The sequence below is a fragment of the Corynebacterium crudilactis genome (assembly GCF_001643015.1).
Taxonomy (GTDB): Bacteria; Actinomycetota; Actinomycetes; order Mycobacteriales; family Mycobacteriaceae; genus Corynebacterium; species Corynebacterium crudilactis.
In genome coordinates this window covers 1,483,416-1,504,945 of sequence record NZ_CP015622.1, presented here as the reverse complement: position 1 = coordinate 1,504,945, position 21,530 = coordinate 1,483,416, and the positions used below count along the sequence as shown (strand labels likewise).

The 21,530-nt window shown below is 52.3% G+C and carries 22 protein-coding genes; 14 read left to right on the top strand and 8 right to left on the bottom strand.

Features of this window, described 5'->3' with window-relative positions; translation table 11 throughout:
• From ccrud_RS07095 to ccrud_RS07065, 7 genes are all read left to right on the top strand, one after another.
• A complete protein-coding gene (locus ccrud_RS07095; RefSeq protein WP_066565625.1) occupies nt 1-2,214 on the top strand; it encodes a bifunctional hydroxymethylpyrimidine kinase/phosphomethylpyrimidine kinase in 2,214 nt (737 codons plus the stop codon).
• A 202-nt stretch (nt 2,215-2,416) separates the two neighbouring features.
• A complete protein-coding gene (locus ccrud_RS07090; RefSeq protein WP_245670394.1) occupies nt 2,417-3,076 on the top strand; it encodes an HAD family hydrolase in 660 nt (219 codons plus the stop codon).
• 37 nt (nt 3,077-3,113) lie between these two features.
• Nucleotides 3,114-4,142 carry a phosphate/phosphite/phosphonate ABC transporter substrate-binding protein gene (gene phnD / locus ccrud_RS07085; RefSeq protein WP_066569680.1) on the top strand — a complete coding sequence of 343 codons (1,029 nt, stop codon included), beginning with the start codon at nt 3,114-3,116 and terminating at the stop codon, nt 4,140-4,142.
• A gap of 29 nt (nt 4,143-4,171) precedes the next feature.
• Nucleotides 4,172-4,987 (top strand): phosphonate ABC transporter ATP-binding protein, encoded by an 816-nt coding sequence (phnC, locus tag ccrud_RS07080; RefSeq protein WP_066565623.1) that lies wholly within the window; start codon nt 4,172-4,174, stop codon nt 4,985-4,987.
• Complete coding sequence (phnE, locus tag ccrud_RS07075; protein WP_066565617.1) at nt 4,984-5,781, top strand: phosphonate ABC transporter, permease protein PhnE; 798 nt, start codon at nt 4,984-4,986, stop codon at nt 5,779-5,781. Before phnC ends, phnE (ccrud_RS07075) begins: the two co-directional genes overlap by 4 nt.
• Nucleotides 5,778-6,662, top strand: a complete 885-nt coding sequence (gene phnE / locus ccrud_RS07070; protein WP_099092689.1) for a phosphonate ABC transporter, permease protein PhnE — start codon at nt 5,778-5,780, stop codon at nt 6,660-6,662. Before phnE (ccrud_RS07075) ends, phnE (ccrud_RS07070) begins: the two co-directional genes overlap by 4 nt.
• Nucleotides 6,640-7,515: a MurR/RpiR family transcriptional regulator gene (locus tag ccrud_RS07065; protein ID WP_066565615.1), complete on the top strand. Its 876-nt coding sequence runs from the start codon at nt 6,640-6,642 to the stop codon at nt 7,513-7,515. The genes phnE (ccrud_RS07070) and ccrud_RS07065 overlap by 23 nt, the downstream gene beginning before the upstream one ends.
• A gap of 5 nt (nt 7,516-7,520) precedes the next feature.
• On the opposite strand, the gene ccrud_RS07060 is transcribed toward ccrud_RS07065, so the two are convergent.
• The 4 genes from ccrud_RS07060 to ccrud_RS07045 are packed head-to-tail and all read right to left on the bottom strand — an operon-like array spanning nt 7,521 to nt 10,130.
• On the bottom strand, nt 7,521-8,264 hold the full coding sequence (locus ccrud_RS07060; RefSeq protein ID WP_066565613.1) for an ABC transporter permease: 744 nt from the start codon (nt 8,262-8,264) through the stop codon (nt 7,521-7,523).
• Nucleotides 8,261-9,028, bottom strand: coding sequence for an ABC transporter ATP-binding protein (locus ccrud_RS07055; RefSeq protein ID WP_066565611.1), 768 nt, complete (start codon nt 9,026-9,028; stop codon nt 8,261-8,263). The genes ccrud_RS07060 and ccrud_RS07055 overlap by 4 nt, the downstream gene beginning before the upstream one ends.
• A 35-nt stretch (nt 9,029-9,063) precedes the next feature.
• Nucleotides 9,064-9,648 carry a class I SAM-dependent methyltransferase gene (locus ccrud_RS07050; protein ID WP_066565608.1) on the bottom strand — a complete coding sequence of 195 codons (585 nt, stop codon included), beginning with the start codon at nt 9,646-9,648 and terminating at the stop codon, nt 9,064-9,066.
• A gap of 17 nt (nt 9,649-9,665) precedes the next feature.
• A complete protein-coding gene (locus ccrud_RS07045; protein WP_066565607.1) occupies nt 9,666-10,130 on the bottom strand; it encodes a PaaI family thioesterase in 465 nt (154 codons plus the stop codon).
• Nucleotides 10,131-10,270: 140 nt separating this feature from the next.
• On the opposite strand from ccrud_RS07045, the gene gndA reads away from it, so the two are divergent.
• A complete protein-coding gene (gene gndA, locus ccrud_RS07040; protein WP_066565605.1) occupies nt 10,271-11,725 on the top strand; it encodes an NADP-dependent phosphogluconate dehydrogenase in 1,455 nt (484 codons plus the stop codon).
• 94 nt (nt 11,726-11,819) lie between these two features.
• On the opposite strand, the gene ccrud_RS07035 is transcribed toward gndA, so the two are convergent.
• A complete protein-coding gene (locus ccrud_RS07035) occupies nt 11,820-12,530 on the bottom strand; it encodes an SDR family oxidoreductase (protein ID WP_066565603.1) in 711 nt (236 codons plus the stop codon).
• A 48-nt stretch (nt 12,531-12,578) separates the two neighbouring features.
• Complete coding sequence (locus tag ccrud_RS07030; RefSeq protein WP_066565601.1) at nt 12,579-13,652, bottom strand: alkene reductase; 1,074 nt, start codon at nt 13,650-13,652, stop codon at nt 12,579-12,581.
• A 173-nt stretch (nt 13,653-13,825) separates the two neighbouring features.
• Between ccrud_RS07030 and ccrud_RS07025 the strand changes: the two genes are divergently transcribed.
• The 6 genes from ccrud_RS07025 to ccrud_RS07000 all read left to right on the top strand — a co-directional run bounded on the left by ccrud_RS07025 (nt 13,826) and on the right by ccrud_RS07000 (nt 20,819).
• A complete protein-coding gene (locus tag ccrud_RS07025; protein WP_066565597.1) occupies nt 13,826-14,425 on the top strand; it encodes a TetR/AcrR family transcriptional regulator in 600 nt (199 codons plus the stop codon).
• A gap of 145 nt (nt 14,426-14,570) precedes the next feature.
• Nucleotides 14,571-15,923, top strand: a complete 1,353-nt coding sequence (locus tag ccrud_RS07020) for a DEAD/DEAH box helicase (protein WP_066565594.1) — start codon at nt 14,571-14,573, stop codon at nt 15,921-15,923.
• A 48-nt stretch (nt 15,924-15,971) separates the two neighbouring features.
• Entirely contained in the window at nt 15,972-17,354 is a 1,383-nt protein-coding gene (locus ccrud_RS07015; RefSeq protein WP_066565592.1) for a hemolysin family protein, read from the top strand.
• Nucleotides 17,351-18,415, top strand: coding sequence for a hemolysin family protein (locus ccrud_RS07010; RefSeq protein ID WP_066565591.1), 1,065 nt, complete (start codon nt 17,351-17,353; stop codon nt 18,413-18,415). The genes ccrud_RS07015 and ccrud_RS07010 overlap by 4 nt, the downstream gene beginning before the upstream one ends.
• A 56-nt stretch (nt 18,416-18,471) precedes the next feature.
• Nucleotides 18,472-19,317 carry a 3-methyladenine DNA glycosylase gene (locus ccrud_RS07005; protein ID WP_066569664.1) on the top strand — a complete coding sequence of 282 codons (846 nt, stop codon included), beginning with the start codon at nt 18,472-18,474 and terminating at the stop codon, nt 19,315-19,317.
• Nucleotides 19,318-19,430: 113 nt separating this feature from the next.
• Complete coding sequence (locus ccrud_RS07000; protein WP_066565589.1) at nt 19,431-20,819, top strand: hypothetical protein; 1,389 nt, start codon at nt 19,431-19,433, stop codon at nt 20,817-20,819.
• Nucleotides 20,820-20,890: 71 nt separating this feature from the next.
• Here the strand turns inward: ccrud_RS07000 and ccrud_RS15815 are convergent, their stop codons facing one another.
• The gene (locus ccrud_RS15815) at nt 20,891-21,250 is read right to left on the bottom strand and encodes a LysE family translocator (RefSeq protein WP_281181378.1); all 360 of its coding nucleotides are present in this window, start codon (nt 21,248-21,250) and stop codon (nt 20,891-20,893) included.
• Nucleotides 21,247-21,528, bottom strand: coding sequence for a LysE family transporter (locus tag ccrud_RS15810; protein WP_281181377.1), 282 nt, complete (start codon nt 21,526-21,528; stop codon nt 21,247-21,249). The genes ccrud_RS15815 and ccrud_RS15810 overlap by 4 nt, the downstream gene beginning before the upstream one ends.
• Nucleotides 21,529-21,530: the final 2 nt, after the last annotated feature.

Genomic DNA, 21,530 nt, shown 5'->3' with positions numbered 1-21,530 from the left:
ATGACGGATTATTCTCTCTACTTGGTTACTGATCCCACGCTTGGCGGTGGCGCAGACCGTGTTGTACGCATTGTCGAAGAAGCCATTAACGGTGGTGTCTCTGTGGTGCAATTGCGCGATAAAGATGGATCCATGGACGCGATTCGTGCTACGGCACAAGAGTTGAAACTGCTCTGTCAGGCGCGCGGGGTATCACTAGTGATCAATGATTATCTAGATCTCGCCGAGGAATTAGGTATTAATCTACATATTGGCCAAGGTGATACACCCTATGTGCAGGCACGCCAACAACTTCCGGCAGAACTGGAGTTGGGTTTGAGCATTGAAAATCTCGGACAGCTGCATGAGGTGATTGCTCAATGTGCCGTGTCAGATGTGGCTTTACCTGATGTGATTGGTATTGGGCCAGTGACTGCTACTCAGACCAAACCTGATGCAGCACCTGCGTTGGGGGTTGCAGGAATCGCTTCGATCGCCGCGGTGGCCAAAAAACACGGTATTGCCTCTGTCGCCATTGGTGGCGTGGGCCTGCACAATGCAACTGAACTTGCAGCTACTGATATTGATGGATTGTGCGTGGTCTCTGAAATTATGGCCGCAGCCCAACCTGCCCAAGCAGCGCAGCAATTACTGTCTGCGTTTCAGAAACGCCCCGCAGTTCCACGTGTCTTGTCCATTGCCGGCACGGATCCCACCGGTGGTGCCGGCGTGCAAGCTGATCTAAAATCAATTGCTGCCGGCGGCGGCTTCGGCATGTGTGTGGTGACTTCCCTGGTGGCACAAAACACGCACGGTGTGAGCGCTATCCATACGTCTCCTCTAGAATTTTTAGAACAGCAGCTTGACGCAGTATTTTCCGATGTCACAGTAGATGCCATCAAACTTGGCATGTTGGGTTCCGCAGAGACCATTGATCTTGTCTCCGCGTGGTTAAGCTCGCATGCGCATGGTCCGGTGGTGCTTGATCCTGTCATGATCGCCACCAGTGGAGACCGGCTTCTTGATGCAAATGCGGAAGAGTCCCTCCGCCGACTAGCTGCACATGTCGATGTTGTGACACCGAATATTCCAGAGCTTTCCGTATTGTGTGAGAGCCCCGCTGCCACCACTTTGGATGAAGCGATCGCACAGGCACGAGATTTCTCCCACACCCACAACACGATTGTCATTGTCAAAGGTGGACACTTGACTGGCTCTATGGCAGACAACGCGGTGGTGCGCCCAGATGGCTCAGTGCACCACGTGGACAACCTCCGCGTACACACGCCCAATTCCCATGGCACTGGCTGCTCGCTCTCTGCAGCACTGGCCACCAGAATGGCGGCCGGCCACACCGTAGAAAAGGCCCTAGAATGGTCCACCCGGTGGCTCAACGAAGCCTTACGCCACGCAGATCAACTAGCCGTGGGCACCGGAAATGGCCCAGTTGATCACAGTCATGTGGCACGGCGCATGCTTGCCGCAGCAGAGACCACCCCCTGGACACACCTCCTGGCACCACGCCTGAGCGGCGCCTCACCAGAAGAGTTCATTCAGCCCGCCACAACGCCAAGTCCAGCTCCACGCATTGAACCTGCCGGACCATTCACGCGCGCGCTGTGGGAAGCAAGCGGCGATATCATCGCGAGCATCAACAGCTCAGACTTCATCACCATGCTTGGCGACGGCTCCCTCCGGCGTCTTGAGTTCGATTTCTACATCGACCAAGATGCTCAATACCTCGCCCAATATTCACGTGCATTAGCCAGACTCTCTTCCATCGCCCCGGAATCAATCGCACAAGTGGAATGGGCACAAAGTGCTGCAGAATGCCTTGTGGTGGAAGCCGAACTTCACCGCTCCTATATGGCAGGTAGCCACACTTCCGCCCCCTCACCCATCACCATGGCGTATACCGATTTCCTCATCGCACGCACCTACTCAGAAGATTACGTCTGCGGCGTAGCTGCAGTATTGCCGTGCTACTGGCTCTATGCGGAAATCGGATTGATGCTTGCAGAGAAAAACCATGCAGATCATCCCTATCACGCATGGCTCAACACCTACTCAGGTGAACAATTTATCGCAGGCACCCGAGCTGCCATCGCACGTTTAGAACGTGCACTAGAAAACGCAGGCCACACGCAGCGCGTTGATGCGGCCCGTGCATTTTTAAGCGCATCTGTTCATGAACGTGAATTTTTCGACCAGGCAACACGCTACAACTGGCTCTAGATAACAGTTATACGCACGCGCCGGGCTCTTCCTCTGTGAAATGCAGGGAGGGCCCGGCGCGCTTTTTCATGCGTTTGTGTTGTGGTTCTTTAAGTGTTTACGAAGGTGTTGGGAATAGTTTACTTAAAGTTGGACGTTGCGTTCATGTTTGGGTTTTATTGTGGACGCATCGTCCATTTCTTCCCTAGTCAAGGATCTTTTTGTGACACCCAGTATTGTTTTTGATTTCGATGGCACGCTTGCGGTCGGCCATGGTCCTGTTCTTGCTTATGCATTGTGTGTAGAGCCGGAGGGGGGAAAGGACTTTCTGGTTCGAGTGGAAAGAGAGCTTCGGCGGTTTGATGATGGTCAGAGTCCTTATCGTGATGGCTATGACATTGTTGCCAAGCTTGCTGCGGAACTTGGGGTTGATGATGGTGCGATGTCGATTGCGTATAGCCGTAGTCGGGAGCTTCTTGGATCGGAGAAGGCTCCGGTTGAGCATGTCCGGGGTATTGAGGATATTTTTCTTCAGTTAAAGGGGCATGCGCGATTGGTGCTTGCTACTAATGCTCCAGCAGCTGGCGTTATTGAGTTGTTGCGTCAGTGGGGTATTGCTGAGTTTTTTGATCAGTTGCATTTTGTGGTTGGTAAGCCTGCGGGTTTGTTGCCGATTATTTCTGAGCTTCAAAAGGATGGCCCTGTGTTGGCTGTTGGCGATATTTATGAGTTTGATTTAGCGCCTGCAGTGCAATTGGGTGCGGATACTGCGCTTGTTGGTGCGACTGTGTCTACGTCAGAGGCGAAGGTGTCCATGCGTGGGCGTTCTATCGCTGATCTTCCTCTCCTGTCCTGGGTTTCTTCCTGGGCGTCCATTTCTTAAAGTCACATTCGTGTTGGTGAAAGGTTTTCTGGTTTTTATGTTTACTCCGTCGAAGTCTTTGTGTGCCGCTGTTTCTGCGGTGGCTGTTTCTGCGCTTGCGCTCGCTGGTTGTTCTTCTGTTGATAGTGATTCAGTTGCAGCTTCTGGGGCTGATAATGCGTGGCCAGAATCTATAACGTTGTCTTTGGTGCCTTCTACGGAGGGTGAAGATCTTGCAGAGGCTTTGGCTCCGTTGACTGATTATTTGTCTGAGAATTTGGGCATTGAGGTCAACGGTGTGGTGGCTTCTGATTATGCGGCCACTGTTGAGGCGTTGGGTGCAGATCAAGCTCAGGTGATCATCACTGATGCGGGTTCTTTGTATAACGCTATTGAGCAATATGATGCTGAGTTGATTCTCCGCGACGTTCGTTTTGGTGCCACCTCTTATTCTGCTGTTGCTTATACCAACAACCCGGATAAGTACTGCGAGGATGAGCCGGTTGCGGCGTCTTATGCGGCCTCTGATGTAGAGATGCTGTATTGCAATGGTATTGAGGAAGAAGACCAGCCTGCTGTAGGAGAAGGCCCTGCAGGAGTCGAGGCGTTGAGCAAGATTAGTGCTGAGGACAAGGTTGCGCTTCAGGCAGCTACCTCCCCTGCGGGGTACCAGTACCCCATTGTTGCCATGCAGGATCTAGGTATGGATACGGATTCTGCTTTTGTGCAGGTTCCTGTATCTGGAAACAACAATGCGGTGTTGTCAGTACTCAATGGTGATGCAGAAGTATCGTTCGGTTTCTGGGATGCTCGCTCCACTGTGCTTTCAGAGGCTCCTGAAGCTGCAGAAGAGGTGGTGGCTTTTGCTTACACCGAGATGATCCCTAATGGTGGCGTTGCGGCATCGGATTCTCTCCCTGATGATCTAGTGGCAAAGCTTTCTACCTTGATGGATGACTACGCAGATTCTTCTGAAGAAGCCAAGGACGTCATGTTCGACATGGTGGGTTTGTCTGATTGGACTGCTGAAACCGCAGAAGATGAGATCACTCGTTATGGCGAGATCTTAAAGAAGTTCTCTAACTAGTTCATTTACAACGATCAAGGTGTGCGTTCATGAAATCTGATGTTTCGGCTCTTCCTGTGGCAACGAGGTCTTGGGCTATTGAGTTCGATCACGTGTCGGTGACATATTCCAACGGAACGAAAGCGCTGGATGATATTTCGCTGACGATTAATCCGGGTGAGATGGTGGCGATAGTTGGTTTGTCTGGATCTGGAAAGTCCACGTTGATCCGCACGATCAATGGGCTGGTTCCGGTGACAGCAGGCAGCGTCACGGTGGGGCCACATCAGATCAATGCCTTGTCTGGGAAAACACTTCGCACAGCGCGTGGCCAAATAGGCATGATTTTCCAAGGCTTTAACCTGTCTGAACGCAGTACCGTGTTCCACAATGTGTTGGTGGGGCGCTTTGCACACACCGCGTGGTGGCGTAACCTGCTTGGCCGTCCCACCGCGGAGGATAAATCAATTGCTTTCCACGCACTTGATGCAGTGGGCATTTTAGATAAAGCATGGGTGCGTGCACATGCTTTATCAGGAGGACAAAAGCAGCGCGTGGCTATTGCTCGCGCCCTCTCCCAAGACCCTTCAGTCATGCTGGCTGATGAACCTGTGGCAAGTTTGGATCCCCCTACAGCGCACTCGGTGATGCGCGACCTGGAACATATCAACAACTCTGAGGGCATCACTGTGCTGGTGAATTTGCACTTAATTGATTTGGCTCGCCAGTACACCACACGGTTGATTGGTTTGCGCGCCGGGAAGTTGGTGTATGACGGTCTTGTCGCTGATGCCACTGATGCGGATTTTGAGGCTATTTATGGCCGTCCCATTCAGGCGAAGGATTTGTTGGGTGAGCGTGAATGAGTGCTTTATCCATACCTGCAAAACCTCGTGTCGGATTTAAGACATATCTAATTTGTGTGGCTGTGCTGGCCTTGACTATTGCTACAGCAAGCCCTGCGCTCGGTGGCATTGAGCTAGATTTTGCTTCCATCGCTGCTAATTGGCGCAATGGTGCAGACAAGCTCGTGCAGATGCTGCAACCAAACTTCGCTTTTCTTCCGCGCACTTGGCTTCCTATGCTGGAAACTCTACAAATGGCTTTGGTGGGTGCGGTGTTGTCCGCGATAATCTCCGTGCCATTGACCTTGTGGGCCGCAGAGGCAACTAATAGCAGTCGGTGGGGCCGGGGCATTATCCGCACCGTGATCAATGTGGTGCGCTCTGTACCGGACTTGGTCTATGCAACCATCTTGGTGGCAATGGTTGGTGTTGGCGCCCTACCGGGCTTGCTCACCTTGTTCTTGTTCAACTTAGGCATTGTGGTCAAATTAGTCTCCGAAGCCATCGATTCCATCGAGCACCCATATATGGAAGCAGGACGAGCAGCAGGTGGATCACAATTCCAAATTAACCGGGTCACCGCATTGCCTGAAGTTATGCCTCTGTTTGCCAATCAATGGCTCTACACCTTAGAACTCAATGTTCGCATCTCTGCCATTCTTGGCATCGTTGGCGCTGGTGGCATTGGCCGTCTCCTGGATGAACGACGAGCGTTCTATGCCTATGCCGATGTCTCCGTCATTATTTTAGAAATCCTCATTGTTGTGATCGTGATTGAGCTGATCTCAAACGCCCTACGAAAGAGGCTGGTATGAGTTCTCTTCTTCATCCCCATTCCACTCATAGAGCTCAGGACTCCGCAGTGAGCACTCCCTCGTCCACTCCATCTCCTATCCCGGCGCGTCCGCGCAGGTTTCTCCGCAATCTCACAGCGGTGCTCGCTGCCGTGGTGGTGTTGGTGTCCACTGGAACGCTCAATATCGAGTGGAATGAGCTTCCGCAGATGCCGGAACAGGTCTGGCACTACCTGTATTTAATGTTCAGTGATCCTGATTGGTCTAAACTTGCTCGCGCGCTTGCTGAAATGTGGCGGTCTATTGCCATGGCGTGGTTGGGGGCAATTTTGTGCGTGGTTGTCTCTGTTCCCCTGGGCATGTGTGCAGCAGGTGACGTTGGTCCTGCGTGGTTGCGTTCACTTCTGCGTTTTGTCTTCGCGGTGATCAGAGCTTTTCCTGAAGTGGTTATTGCTATTATTTTGCTTACCGTAACAGGTCTTACCCCGTTTACCGGAGCATTAGCGCTGGGTATTTCAGGTATTGGGCAGCAAGCCAAGTGGACGTATGAAGCTATTGAGTCCACACCATCTGGTACTTCTGAGGCGGTACGTGCGGCAGGAGGGACAACTGCCGAGGTCGTGCGGTGGGCATTGTGGCCTCAGATTGCACCATCGATTGCGTCTTTTGCGTTGTACCGCTTTGAGATCAACATCCGTACTTCAGCTGTGCTGGGTATCGTTGGTGCTGGTGGTATCGGTAGTATGTTGGCCAATTACACCAATTATCGGCAATGGGACACCGTGGGCATGCTGTTGATCGTCGTGGTTGTCGCAACCATGATCGTGGACCTTATCTCCGGTGCTCTTCGCCGGCGCATCATGAAAGGAGCTCACACCCGTGTCGTGGCATCAGACAACTGACGCGCCGCCTAGTATCCGCATCACTACGTTGGCGCCATCTTTGCAACCAAACCAGCGCAAAGTGGCTGAGGTGATGCTTGTCGACGCCCCCAGCATCGTTGAGCTTACCGCTCAGGGCCTTGCAGATCGGGTGGGCGTGGGGCGTGCAACGGTCATCCGTACTGCGCAGTCTTTAGGCTACGACGGGTTCCCGCAGTTGCGCGTCGCCCTTGCGCAAGAACTTGCGCTGACGCAGGGCGCGTCGACAAGCATCGTGGAAGGTGCCTTGGCATCCTCGCTTTTAGGTGGCATGCAGGCTGGTATTGCGAAATTTCAAGCATCGTTGAGCACGCTTGCCTCCGCATTAACGGAAGAGGATCTACAGCACTGTATCGATAGCTTGGATGCAGCACCGCGTGTGCTGGTGGCATCGCATGGGCTCTCCGCGCCGCTGGGCTGGGATTTTAGTCAACGTTTAAACGCTATGGGTCGCTTTTCTGAAGTGCATTCAGATTCGATGTCAGAACAAATTGTTGCACGCCAACTTGGGCCAGGATCTGTTTGTTTTGCAATATCTGGTTCCGGTGCGAGTAAAGCTACCCTCGCAACCATTGATGCAGCACGTGCCGGCGGTGCGACGATTATCTCCATGACGTGTTTCGCCCATTCTGCTATCGATACCGCAGCAGATATCTCACTCATCGTCCCTCCGATGACAGCATCATTCCAAGACGAGCTCACCCGTACTTCTAGAGCAGCCTTAATGCTTGTCTCCGAGCAATTAATTGAGCTGTTGATTAACCACCGCGGACACGAAGCTACACAAGCCCGTGCGACCTCCATGTCCATGATCGGTACCTCACTCGAAGAATAATGCGTTTACCGCGATGTTCTCGGCATCGATAGCGCCGCTACGGTAAGGAATCCAGCGGCAAAGCCCATACAGATCAAAATATTCATGATCACCTGTTGGCTCATCCCAGTCTGCGCCGCTTCTAATGCTGCATCTACGGCATAAGAAAGCGGTAAAGCATTGGAGATCCACCGCAGGACATCTGGAAGGTTTTCTCGAGGGATAAGTAGTCCGCAGAGGAGAAATTGGGGCAAAATCACTAACGGCAATGTTTGAATAGCCTGAAATTCACTACTGGCAAAGGCTGAACTAAGCAGCCCGAGAGATACACCTATAAGCCCTGTTATCGCCGCAATAAGTGTAGAAATCCACCACTCTGCTGCGGTTTCTACACCAAGTACGTACCGCAGGGTTAAGACCATAAGTAGTGATTGCGCAATCGCCATCAAACCAAATGCTAGGCTGTAGCCTCCGATTAAATCGCCACGGTGAATTCTCGTAGTCCAGAGCCGCTCCAAGGTTCCGGCATTTCTTTCTCGCTGCATAGTCACCGAGGTCAGCAAAAACATCAACATCAGCGGGAACACCGCAATCATGACTGTGGAAATCGTTTCAAAAAGACGCAGCCCTGCAGGCGTAGAAGAGTACATGTAATAAAACAGGGACATCAACGCCACCGGCGCACCCAAAAGCAACACGATTGAACGCTTATCTTCCCTCAGCTGCAATAACACTCGTTTGGCGGTGACGTAGAGAAAACCAATATTCATGGCTGTTCCTTGTTAAACGCGGGATTGATGTCCGGCTTTAGTGCAGCTAAAAATGCATCTTCGTAAGTGCTTTGCCCTGTGTCAGACAGCAAAGCTGGTGGTGTTCCCGTCCAAATCACCCGACCTGCACGTAATAAAATAAGGTCATCGCAGCGTGCGGCTTCTTCTAACACGTGACTAGAAATAATAACTCCAGCTCCAGCACGTGCGATTGTGTGAAACTCTTCCCATAGTGACTGACGTGTAAGCGGATCTAAACCTACCGTAGGCTCATCCATCACCAAGAGTTCTGGCGAGGCAATCAACGCACACCCTAAAGACACTCGTCCCCTTTGCCCACCCGACAACGTGGAGACCTGGCGTTGCGCGAGATCAGCCATGTTCAAAATGTCCAGGATCTCTTCTGGCCGACGCGGTGCAGCCGCACCGCGGACGAGCGCTCCGAAATATCTCAGATTCTCCACGACTGAAAGATCGTGATAAACGCTAGCGTTTTGGGTGACATACCCAATTTTTCCACGCAATACCGGTGCACCGGCGGGTTGGCCCAAGACGTTGAGCACCCCATCAAAGTCTTGGACCCCCACGATGGCACGCATCAAAGTAGTTTTGCCACTTCCTGATGGTCCTAATAATCCGGTAATTTTTCCTGTTTCTGCACGGAAATTTATATCGCGCAGAATAGGTTTTTTCGTACGACGCGGAAAGTCAGAAGACACCGTGACATTGAGGCTTTGAGCATGCACTGCGGTGAGATGACTCATAGTACTTAAGCCTACGCCTGAGAGGGGCTATAAAATTACTGCTTGGTAAACACTGCTACAAGAAACTCAGAACCCTGTACAAAAGGTTTCAGCTCCCACGATTCATAGGCGTTTTCTAGTTCTAGGCCCACGCTAGTGGCTGTCTCGAGAAAATCACCGAATTCCCAGCCACGGCCCGCACCAAAACCAATAACAGCACGGCCACGAAGTGCGAGAACGCGGTGAATGTTTTCTAGTGCTGCACGGCGCCCATCCTCAGCCAAAAAACCCATGACGTTGCCGGCAGAGACAACGAGATCAAAATTATCTTCCGGGATTGGATCATTGGAAAGGTCTCCGACAACCCAGCGGGCTTGTGGGAAATCATTTTTTGCATAACCAATCAAAATTGGATCAATATCGGTGCCCAACACATCATGGCCTTGTTGGGACAAATAACCACCGATTCGTCCCTGACCACAACCCGCATCAAGGATCCTGGCTCGGCGCGAAGCCATAGCGTCGATGAGGCGGGCTTCGCCGTAAATATCGGTGCCGGATTCTGCGAGATTTCGCCAACGCTGCGCATAGTTTTCCGAGTGTGCAGGGTTATTGTTGGTAATTTCTTTCCATGTAGTCATGCTTTCACAGTATAGAGCTACTTATGGAGCACCATGGTGCGCAGTGTGGTGCGTGCGACAACTTCACCGCGGTGGGAGCATTCGATTTGCCAGAGGTGGGTGCGTCCGCCAATTTGGAGGGGTGTTGCTTCTGCGACGATGATTCCAGAGCTGACGGAGGAGATGAAATCTGTGTTGTTGTTGACTCCAACAACCATTTTTCCTGGTGCGGCGATCATACTGGCGACAGATCCGGTGGATTCTGCGATAGCGGCATAGACGCCGCCGTTGACAAGTCCAACCACTTGGAGGTGTTTGGAGGCGACGTGGAGTTCGCTGACTACGCGCCCTGGTTCGATGGTGGTGTAGCGCAGGCCGAGATTGCGGTCTAGGCCGTAGTTGGCGTTGTTGAGGGCTTCGAGTTCTTCTGTATTAAGGGCTCGGGTGGATGCAAGCTGGGCGAGGGAGAGCAGATCCCTGGGTTGATCATCGTGGGAAGTCATAAATAATTACTCTAGCTGTCCGTGTCGTTGGAGATTTTTATATGCCTTTACCTGCGATAATGAACGCTATCCCCAAATGGTCACACCTTTTGATGTAATTGTGCTGACACCAGCCCATGGCGTGAAGTACGATCAATGACATGACTAATGGAGATAATCTCGCCCAGATCGGTGTCGTTGGCCTCGCAGTAATGGGCTCCAACCTCGCCCGCAACTTTGCCCGCAATGGACACACTGTCGCTGTCTACAACCGCAGCACTGCTAAAACTGACAAGCTCATCGCTGATCACGGTGTAGAAGGAAACTTCATTCCTTCCGCAACCATCGAAGAGTTCGTAGCATCCCTCGAAAAACCACGTCGCGCCATCATCATGGTTCAGGCTGGCAACGCAACTGATGCAGTTATCAACCAGCTCGCTGATGCCATGGACGAAGGCGACATCATCATCGATGGTGGCAACGCTCTCTACACTGACACCATTCGCCGTGAGAAGGATATCGCAGCTCGCGGTCTCCACTTCGTTGGTGCAGGTATCTCCGGCGGCGAAGAAGGCGCCCTCAACGGCCCATCTATCATGCCTGGTGGCCCAGCAAAGTCCTACGAATCCCTTGGCCCCTTGCTCGAGTCCATCGCTGCAAATGTTGATGGCACCCCATGTGTCACCCACATCGGCCCAGACGGTGCCGGACACTTTGTCAAGATGGTCCACAACGGCATCGAATACGCTGATATGCAGGTCATCGGCGAGGCATACCACCTTCTCCGCTACGCAGCAGGCATGCAGCCAGCTGAAATTGCAGAGGTCTTCAAGGAGTGGAATGCAGGCGATCTGGATTCCTACCTCATCGAAATCACCGCAGAAGTTCTCTCCCAGGTGGATGCCGAAACCGGCAAGCCACTGATCGATGTCATCGTTGATGCCGCAGGACAAAAGGGCACCGGTCGCTGGACTGTTAAGGCTGCCCTTGATCTCGGTATCGCAACCACCGGTATCGGCGAGGCCGTGTTCGCACGTGCACTGTCCGGTGCAACCAGTCAGCGCGCTGCGGCAAAGGGCAACTTGCCTGCAGGCCAGCTCACTGACCTAGAGGCATTGGGCGTCGACAAGGCACAGTTCGTCGAAGATGTCCGCCGTGCACTGTACGCATCCAAGTTGGTTGCTTACGCACAGGGCTTTGATGAGATCAAGGCTGGCTCTGATGAGAACAACTGGGATGTTGATCCTCGCGACCTCGCAACCATCTGGCGTGGAGGCTGCATCATCCGCGCTAAGTTCCTCAACCGCATCGTTGAGGCATACGATGCCAACGCTGAGCTTGAATCCCTTCTCCTTGACCCATACTTCAAGGGCGAGCTTGCGGACCTCATCGATGCATGGCGTCGTGTGATTGTCACCGCCACCCAGCTTGGTCTGCCAATCCCAGTCTTCGCTTCTTCCCTCTCCTACTACGACAGCCTGCGTGCAGAGCGTCTGCCAGCAGCACTGATCCAGGGACAGCGTGACTTTTTCGGTGCACACACCTACCAGCGTGTCGACAAAGAAGGCGCCTTCCACACTGAGTGGTCCGGCGACCGCACCGAGACCAAGGCTTAAACCTTACGGTCAATAGCTAAACCCCTCACAGTGACAAGCTGTGAGGGGTTTTCGCTTTTTCTAGATTGCCGGCATTCACACCCGGCGCGGTTGCTTAGTTGCCGCCAAGCTGCGGATACACAGCCTCCAGTGGAGCGCTAAGCCCGGCTTTGAGATTCACAGACGTCTCATCAGCAAGAACCTCATAGTCTCCAGCTTCAGTGGCATCAAAAATCTCTGATACGAGCACCGCTGGATCAGTTTTTGGATCGGTGACATGCGCTGCCATGGCTGTATCTACCCAGCCGACATGAACTCCCAGGACGTGGATCCCAGAAGGGAGCAATTCCACGCGAAGTGAGTTGGTCGCAGACCACAAGGCCGCTTTAGTAGCTGAATAGATTCCCATGCCCGCATGCCACGACAGTGCAGAGTGCATATTAATGATCGCAGCATTCCCGCCCTTGGATGCAAGTACGGAAGCGAAGGCACGGCTCAGCAACAAGGGTCCAAGGAAATTTGTTTCAACGTTTGCACGTATCTCTTCATCACTATGGTGAAGAATTCCGGGATGAGAAACACCTGCACCAGCGTTATTGATCAACACAGTTACATCTGGCGCAGCAGCAACCACCGACTGGATAGATGCTGGGTCAGTCACATCGAGTGAGAGCGGAACGATACGGTCATCATTCCAGCTACGAGGGGTGCGAGCCGTGGCATAGACCTTGGTTGCCCCTCGGTTGAGTGCTTCGTGGACGAAATGGGTACCGATTCCGCAATTAGCGCCAGTAACAAGAACGACGGATCCTTTAAGTGAGGGCATAACTACCTCTTTTTATCTCTTGTGGGCAATACGGATGAAAGCCAAGCTCTAGAGCTTGGCTAGTACGGGATAATCGGTGTATCCCGTTGCGCCACCACCATAAATAGTGGCTGGGTCCAGGTCGTTTAATGGAGCATCTGTGCGCAAGCGTTCCACGATGTCAGGATTTGCTAGTGCAAAACGTCCAAGAGGTGCCATATCTGCCAGTCCCGAGTCAATATCCGAGGCGATCTGCTCACGCTCACGTCCATAGCGCACAACGAGCACAGCAGTCGGCCACATGTCACGGAAAGAACGCAATAATTCATCATCACCAAGGTGGTGCACATGCAGGTATGCAAGATTCAACTGTGCAAGCTCACCCACGAGGTATCGGTACTGGGTACGTACTGATTCCGCATCGCCTTCGTTGAGACCGCCAAGAGGGAATGCCGGAGAAATACGGATGCCTGTGCGATCTACACCAATTTCTTCTGCAACAGCCTGCGCGATCTCGATAGTTAAGCGCGCGCGGTTTTCTACCGAACCACCATAAGAGTCAGTGCGGTGATTAGCGTTCGGGGAAAGGAACTGATGCAGCAAATATCCGTTCGCTGCATGGATTTCCACTCCATCCGCTCCAGCGGCAATCGCAGATGCTGCTGCATGGCGAAACTCGTTGATAATAGTCGGGATCTCATCCTCGCCCAGTGCGCGTGGGGTCGGAATCTGTTGCGCACCTGTAGCTGTATGGATCTCTTCTCCAGGGGCAATTGCTGAAGGCGCAACAGGCTGTCGATGATGTGACGTGTTATCGGGATGTGACGTGCGGCCCACGTGCATCAACTGCACAAATAGGTGTCCCCCGGCCTCGTGTACTGCATCGGTAACTTTTCGCCATCCCTCGATGTGTTCAGGTGTATAGATACCGGGAGTGTTCGCATAGCCTTGCCCATCGGCAGATGGCTGAGTGCCCTCACTGATCAGTAGGCCAAGGGAGGCGCGCTGCTGGTAATACTCTGCAACCAAATCTCCTGGAGTTCCATCGGCATTCGCACGATTACGGGTCATTGGCGATAATGCCAGGCGGTGTGGTAGCCCAATTCGCCCCACAGTAAATGATTCCCATAGTGAAGAAGTCATAAAAGTAATTCCTATTCCATAGACATAAATGGCTTTGAGCTCACCCAAAGCTTGCACATCAAAATTGATATATCACGCCGTGAGAGAATAAATTAAGGAAAATTTGAACCCACACTACGATGACTATCATCATAACTGAGTCTAGTCATTATTTATTCCAGGAGGATTATTCCATGTCCCTCACGCCGCAGTCGATGGGCCGACGCGAACGGAGTAAGCAGGATAAACTCGATCGCATTACTGCTGCTGCGAGTGCATTATTTGCCGAAAAAGGCATTAATGATGTCACCACCCAACAAATCGCCGAAAAAGCAGACATTGGTACCGGCACCCTATTTCTGTACGCAAAGACTAAAGGCGAACTGCTACTGCTCGTGCAAAATGTCCATTACGCGCAAGCTCTTAGCCGTGGACAAGTGGCAGCACAGAAGACACCTGAAATCCTTGATGCACTCCTTGAGATCATTAAGCCGATCGTGGAGTGCAACCGAGTACAAGTTGATAATGGACGCACATACTTAAAGGAAATGGTCTTTGGTGATCCCAGTGAGCCACATCAAGCTCAAGCATTGAGCATTGTTGCTAGCACTGAACAAGCCTATACAGAGGTACTCCAACGCAATGACCATGTCAGCGCAGCCGACGCAGGCATACTTTCTCGAGTCATCTCATCCATTACATTTCTCACGATGGCAAGCACACCTGCAGAGGTTACGACAGGCGCACTGCTGGAAAATATGCGCAGCCAAATCGCAGTAATTTTGCCGCATTGATCTCCACAAGACCGAGCAGGTTAAAGTCCGCATAGGTAAATTCACTAACGGCGGACAGGGCTGCTTAAAGAAAAATCCATACTTTTCAAGCATAAAATGCCCACATGCTCACTTTTTGGGATGCTACGGCTAGAGTTAATCAGCAATGACTACCTTTTTAGAACTCAAGCTTCCTGACGAGATCGTACGCGAACTTCGCCGTCAGGGAATCACCGAGGCATTTCCTATCCAGGAAGCGGCAATTCCAGATGCCCTTGCTGGTAAAGATGTGCTCGGCCGTGGACCAACAGGATCCGGAAAAACCTTCACATTCGGTCTTCCCATGATCACCCGACTCGCACGCTCTGGCGCCTCTAAGCCAGGTCGCCCCCGTGGCCTCGTGCTGGTTCCTACTCGTGAATTGGCAGCTCAGGTACGTGAACGCCTAGAAGATCCTTCACGGGTCATGGGACTGCGCATCCTGGAGGTGGTTGGTGGCGTCAACATCAACCGCAATATCACTGCACTTGCTTCCCCTGTGGATATTTTGGTGGCAACACCTGGTCGTGCACAAGATCTGATCAATCAAAAGAAGCTCTCGCTTGCTGATATCACAGTTACTGCGTTGGATGAAGCTGACCAAATGGCTGATATGGGATTTTTGCCTCAGGTAAAAAAGCTCATGGATCTCACTCCTAAAAACGGTCAGCGTCTCCTATTTTCCGCCACGCTTGATGGTGATGTGAGCAAACTCGTTGATCGCTATCTGCACAACCCTGTCACACACTCGACTGCTCCTGTGCAGGCTGCCGTAGACACCATGGAGCACTACCGTTTCCTCGTTGGTGGCCGAGATCCACGCAATGATGTGCTGTTGCGTATTGCTGCACGTGACGGTAAGACCATCATGTTCATGCGTACCAAGCATGGCGTGGACCGTCAGGTGAAAAAGCTGCGCCGCGTGGGCATCAATGCGGTGGGCATCCACGGGGACAAGGGACAGTCCACCCGCACCAATGCGCTTGCTGGTTTCGCTGATGGTTCCATCCCAGTGCTGGTAGCCACCGATATCGCAGCACGTGGCATTGACGTCAATGATGTCTCCCTCGTGGTCCACGTTGACCCTCCAGCGGAACACAAAGCATATTTGCACCGCGCAGGTCGCACTGCACGAGCCGGGACTTCCGGTACAGTTGTCACTCTGGTAATGGATGATCAGATCAAGGAAGTCCGGGAACTTTTCCACAAGGCAGGCGTGAAAGCTGCTGAAATAAAAGTCCACGAAAACTCCCCAGAATTGGTTAAGATTACTGGTGCACGTCGTCCGTCAGGCGTTGCGTTGCCAGCACCTGGCCAACAGCAACAGCCAAAGCGGGAACAGAAAACTACTCACAATCGTTCTGATGCACGGGGTTCCAGCCGGAATCCTCGCCGGCGCGGACAGAGCGGAACCAGGTCAACTGGCCGCTCGTCCAACCCGAGGCGTCAGACTTCAAGGAAAGACGGTCCCAAGGGCTAAACCTTCCTAGGCTTTTAAAGGTCTGGGAACAAGGCCTAAACCACGCTAATGGACATACTCATAAGCATCCTCTCATTGCTAGGCTTCGTGCTTCTTACTGCGAGCACCGGATTATTCGTAGCCATCGAGTTCGCACTCACAGGGCTCGAAAAATCCACAGTAGAAACACATATGAAGCAAAAGGGCGACAACAGCGCCCGTGCAGTGCAGAGGGATCACCAAAATCTGTCGTTCGTTCTCTCTGGTGCCCAATTGGGCATCACTGTCACGACACTAGCCACAGGCTTCCTCGCAGAGCCTGTTTTGGCAAAATATTTCACACCACTCCTTGAATTAGTCGGGCTCAGTGAATCTGCCGGCACGACGGTAGCACTTGTCCTTGCTCTTATTATTGCGACAACACTGTCCATGGTCTTCGGCGAACTGGTTCCTAAGAACTGGGCAATCACTGATCCCTTAAGCGTTGCACGCTTTGTGGTTCACCCTGTCCATGTCTTCAATACCGCTCTGAAACCGTTTATTAACGGCATGAACAAGTCTGCAAACTTTATTGTGCGCAAAATGGGCATTGAGCCAGCTGAAGAATTGGCCTCTGCACGTTCCGCCCAAGAGCTCACCGCCTTGGTGCGCAGCTCTGCAGAAAGCGGCGGCATCGATCAAAATACTGCAGCAGTGATCAATCGTTCCCTACAGTTCGGCGATGCCACGGCAGATGAGTTCATGACTCCTCGATCCACAATCGAATCTTTGCGTGCTACTGACACCGTCAATGATTTGATCGCCCTGGCTCTAGAAACAGGACACTCACGCTTCCCCGTTACAGAAGGTGACTTGGATGAAACCATCGGCATGGTGCACATCAAGGATGCGTTCTCTGTGATGCAGGAAGACCGCGCTACCACCATGGTGCGCGATCTAGCCCGCAAGATCCCTGTGGTTCCAGCAAGCCTTGACGGCGATGCCGTTCTCAACGCTGTGCGCTCTGCAGGCTCCCAGGTCATCCTCGTCGCCGATGAGTATGGCGGAACCGCAGGCATGGTGACCATCGAAGATGTCGTAGAGGAAATCCTCGGCGAAATCCACGATGAACACGATGACTCGGATGCAGAACGCGATTTCCAACAATTCGGCGCAAGTTGGGAAGTCTCTGGACTTGTCCGCACCGATGAACTAGAAAAACGTGTCGGTTACGTCTCCCCTGACGGCCCCTTTGAAACGCTCGGTGGATTGATCATGTACGCCATGGGTGTGATCCCTCGCGTCGGCGATGTCGCTCTCCTGCCACTCACAGAAACCCCCAACATGGATGAATTCGAATCCGGATTCACCGGCCGGTGGATTGCACGAGTCACCGTCATGGAAGATCGGCGCATCGACAAAGCAGTACTGACCCCGATTAGCCATGAAGAAGCAAAGGAGTACGAACAGTGAGTATTTGGGCAACCATCCTTTTAATTGTCGTCCTTCTTTCCGCAAATGCTTTTTTCGTCGCTGCAGAATTCGCACTAATTTCTTCGCGCCGGGACCGCCTCGACTCTTTGGTATCCCAGGGTAAAAAGGGTGCGGAAAAGGTTCTCTATGCCACGGAGCATCTCTCTATCATGCTGGCGGGTGCGCAGTTTGGCATCACCGTCTGTTCCCTGCTGTTGGGTAAGGTGGCAGAACCTGCCATCGCGCACTTTATTGAGGTGCCGTTCAAATCATGGGGTGTCCCAGCTGATCTGATTCACCCTATTTCTTTTGTGATCGCATTGGCGATTATTACCTGGCTGCATATTCTCTTCGGCGAAATGGTGCCAAAGAATATTGCAATTGCTGGACCAGAGACCTTAGGTATGTGGCTGGCGCCAGCACTGATCTTTTTCGTGAAAATAACCCGTCCGCTGATCGAGTTCATGAACTGGATTGCGCGACTGACCCTTCGCGCGTTTGGTATTGAACAAAAAGATGAGCTGGATTCCACTGTGGATCCAGAGCAGCTTGCGTCGATGATTTCGGAATCTCGTTCAGAAGGTCTCCTTGATGCAGAAGAGCATGCTCGTCTGTCTAAGGCGTTGCGTTCTGAGCAGCGTTCTATCAAAGAGCTGGTGATCAAGGATGAAAATGTTCGTACCTTGGCCTTTGGCAAGTCTGGACCAACGCTTCATGAGCTGGAAGAAGCCGTCCGCGAGACTGGTTTTTCTAGGTTCCCGGTCACTGGCCGTGATGGTTCCTATTTGGGCTATATCCACATCAAGGATATTTTGCCACGTCTTGCTGACCCAACGATGAATTCTGCAGAGGTTATCCCTCGTTCTGAGCTGCGCCCCTTGAGTAATATTGATGCCGATGGCCTCATGGATGATGTCTTGGATTTCATGCACCACCGCTCCGCGCACATGGCGCAGGTTCGTCTTAAAGGTGAGCTTCTCGGTGTTATTACCTTGGAAGATCTGATTGAGGAATATGTGGGCACAGTCAACGATTGGACTCATGAAAGCTTCGACGACTAGAAATAGAAGCTGTGTTGGACACTTATAACCTCTGCGTTTTTACCGAGGCTGAGTGGATGGAACTAGCCCGCACCCATCAGGTGCGGGCTGATTCATTCACCAAAGACCACTTGAAGCGTCGACAAGCGCATATCAAGCACCCGGTCTTCGACTTCCTCTTCGAGTACTACCCCGTGCGCGTAGCGCACCTCAAAACCTGGCATCCAGGCCTCGGCGTTCATCTTGAAGGCACACCGCCACATGCCAGCATGCGCGATTATATGCTTGTCGACGCCTCCCCGCACCGCGCCGGCGTCCAGGTAGACCTGGCCACCTACATGCAACGTCGTGGCACCTCGGTGCGCTATATCCATGATCTGCTTGCTGCTACTCGGGATAATCACGCGCAATTTGATTGTTTTGGTCTCCACGAGTGGGCCATGGTGTATAAATCTCAGGATCTCCGCCATGATCTTCCGCTGCGTTTAAGCCCTGCAGATACAGACGCAGTGGTGGAAAGCCACAACATCAAATGCACCCACTTTGATGCCTATCGTTTCTTTACTCAACCGGCAATTCCGCTTAACCTCACGGTGTTGACGCGTGAAGATCAACCTCGCAATGATCAATGTGGTTGTTTGCATGCCACCATGGACCTCTACAAGTGGGCCGCAAAACTTGGCCCACTTATTCCAGGCGATGTCTTCCTTGACGCTTTTGAATTAGCACGAGATACCCGAGTCTTAGACATGGAAGCATCCCCATACGATGTCCGCGACCATGGCTTTGGCTACGTCCCCATTGAAACTCCAGAAGGCAAAGCAGAATATGTAGCACGTCAGCGAGGGCTGTCAGAACGTGCAAAACCTATCCGCGACCGGCTTGTCTCCATAACCAGTCAGGCTCTACAGGCTAGTATTTAGAAAAATAGACTGTTCTAGTCCGGGTTTACAGGGATTCACAGCGAGGGAGAAACGTGGCGCGCCATTCAAGCGGGAATTCAAACATAAGGTTATCTAAGTCATTAACCATTGCGTTGGTTGCCATCATTGCTCTGGTCGTGGCGTTGGTCGTATGGCTTTTCAACCGAGATAATGATGATTCCTCAACACCAACGGCCTCTGGAGAATGCATCTCTGGAGATCTCAGCCTTCCTGTCGGTGGGCATTCCACAGCTGCACAAAAGCTGGTGGATTCTTTCAATGAATCAGCTCCCATAAGCCGCGATTTCTGCGTAAAAGCAAAATCCGTGGGTGGCGATGTTCCTGCTGCCACCTATCTCTTTGCTGGGTCTCGCCCTGATGCGGCTACTGCGTTAGCTGAAACTGGTGCAGTAGCAAATAGTTCGGAAGATTCTTGGCCACAGGTTGATGCAGCACAAGCCGGACTTGCTGTTGCGGAAGGCACTGATCCAGCAACACTGACTCTTGATCAAGTCGCATTACCTGTTGCTACCAACTCCGGAGTCTCTGCAGCCATCGCATTAGCCCTAGCCCCAAACGAAGAGGACGCAGCTGCAGCGCTGGAGCGTAATGCAGACGTCACCGCCACAGGCGCGGCACAATCCCCTGCTTTCGCCACCGTTGAAGGCACAGAGCTCCCAGAGGGGTACACCTTTGAAGCAATCGATGGCGCTGAAGTACCAGTATGGGCAATCGCCACCAATGCAGGAAACGATATCTCTGAAGATCAAGCTCGCGCAGCTTCTGATTTCAGTAACTTCGATTTCCAAGCAGGAACCGCTGATAATGCTGCACTAGAAAATGTCCTTAGCCAGGCGCAGGAGATAGCAGCAGTGGAAACCACCGAAGAAGTACCGCCGGTAGAAGAAGAAACCGTTGTAGCTTCACCTTCAGATACCATCATCAACCTTGACACCTCATCCAACATGGACCGCGTTGTCGATGGTACTCAAGAGTCCTACCACACTGTTGTCACACGATCTCTAGCTAATCTCGCCCGGGAAACTGGCGGATTGGGCAATCAAGTTGCGCTGAATAACTACTCTTCCCCACTCAACCCAGGAGTAACCAAGGGCTGGCGCGCTAATATTTCTTTCCCTAATTCTTCACAAGGAGAAAACGCAGCTGGCGCTGTTGTCCGCCTTGGCACTGGCGGCGTGCCATTGACTCGCGCTTCCGTCGTTGCTGCCACCCAGATCGCCAAGGAAGGCTCACCTGATGGCCAACCAATGCGCGTTGTCATCGTGACCTCTGGATCCGCTGGCGAGTACTCCGATGAAGCATTCTTAAATGACCTCAGCACTGCCTTCGCTGATAATATTTCACTCCACATTGTCCACGTTGGCCATGACTCCCAGGACTCAGTACTCAGTGAGTTCGCCACCAGCCACAACGGTACTTCTACTCAGGCAAGCACAATCGAGCAGATCGATGCAGCTCTGCGCGAGGCATTTGGACTGTAGTTTTACTATAAAATTCACCCGTACCGCTTACAAAAGTTGGTATGGGTGATTTGTTTTATATTGATGAATTCTCAAGCTCCGAGAGTAATGATCCCATAAACAGTACTGACTAATAGTCCAGCACCAATGATGAGCAATGAAATGCCGCCTAGAAACGTAATAATTCGATCTGCAGATGAGAGCCTATTAAAACCGGAAAACTGGATTAATACAATGACTAATGCCCACCATCCCACTGCGCTCAGTACCGCAGTGGTGCATAAAATAACAGTTCGTAGTGCTGCCCCTTCACCTTCTCCAATGAATTGAGGCAGGATGGCCGCAAAAAATAACAATGCCTTTGGGTTAGTGACATTCGTGATGAATCCACGTATATAACCACCGCTTGTCTGAGGCGCAACAGATTCACGTACTTCTTGTCTCCGGTTCAAAGAGCCCAGAACATACTTCCGCCCATCCACAGCAAGACTCCGGCGCCGAGTGCTTGTACGAGACTGAGCGCACCCGGAACGGATAATAGTAGAGCTGTTGCTCCAGCTGCAGCCAGCAATGCATGCAGGGATAGCCCTGTGATAATTCCTGCTGCGGTTGAGATACCCGTGCGTAGACTACGAGTTGCGGAGTGCACGACAATTACCAGGTCAGGTCCTGGCACAGCTAATGCGACTAGCAGCGCAACGGAGAAGGCTAGCCATAATTCAATTCCCACGT

Coding starts and splice junctions, on each gene's coding strand:
- ccrud_RS07035 (WP_066565603.1), bottom strand. CDS start 12,530: ATGCCCTCACTTAAAGGATCCGTCGTTCTTGTTACTGGCGCTAATTGC.
- ccrud_RS07015 (WP_066565592.1), top strand. CDS start 15,972: ATGGACATACTCATAAGCATCCTCTCATTGCTAGGCTTCGTGCTTCTT.
- gndA (WP_066565605.1), top strand. CDS start 10,271: ATGACTAATGGAGATAATCTCGCCCAGATCGGTGTCGTTGGCCTCGCA.
- phnE (WP_099092689.1), top strand. CDS start 5,778: ATGAGTTCTCTTCTTCATCCCCATTCCACTCATAGAGCTCAGGACTCC.
- phnC (WP_066565623.1), top strand. CDS start 4,172: ATGAAATCTGATGTTTCGGCTCTTCCTGTGGCAACGAGGTCTTGGGCT.
- ccrud_RS07030 (WP_066565601.1), bottom strand. CDS start 13,652: ATGACTTCTTCACTATGGGAATCATTTACTGTGGGGCGAATTGGGCTA.
- ccrud_RS07050 (WP_066565608.1), bottom strand. CDS start 9,648: ATGACTACATGGAAAGAAATTACCAACAATAACCCTGCACACTCGGAA.
- ccrud_RS07005 (WP_066569664.1), top strand. CDS start 18,472: ATGGAACTAGCCCGCACCCATCAGGTGCGGGCTGATTCATTCACCAAA.
- ccrud_RS07025 (WP_066565597.1), top strand. CDS start 13,826: ATGTCCCTCACGCCGCAGTCGATGGGCCGACGCGAACGGAGTAAGCAG.
- ccrud_RS07045 (WP_066565607.1), bottom strand. CDS start 10,130: ATGACTTCCCACGATGATCAACCCAGGGATCTGCTCTCCCTCGCCCAG.
- phnD (WP_066569680.1), top strand. CDS start 3,114: ATGTTTACTCCGTCGAAGTCTTTGTGTGCCGCTGTTTCTGCGGTGGCT.
- ccrud_RS07095 (WP_066565625.1), top strand. CDS start 1: ATGACGGATTATTCTCTCTACTTGGTTACTGATCCCACGCTTGGCGGT.
- ccrud_RS07060 (WP_066565613.1), bottom strand. CDS start 8,264: ATGAATATTGGTTTTCTCTACGTCACCGCCAAACGAGTGTTATTGCAG.
- phnE (WP_066565617.1), top strand. CDS start 4,984: ATGAGTGCTTTATCCATACCTGCAAAACCTCGTGTCGGATTTAAGACA.
- ccrud_RS07020 (WP_066565594.1), top strand. CDS start 14,571: ATGACTACCTTTTTAGAACTCAAGCTTCCTGACGAGATCGTACGCGAA.
- ccrud_RS07055 (WP_066565611.1), bottom strand. CDS start 9,028: ATGAGTCATCTCACCGCAGTGCATGCTCAAAGCCTCAATGTCACGGTG.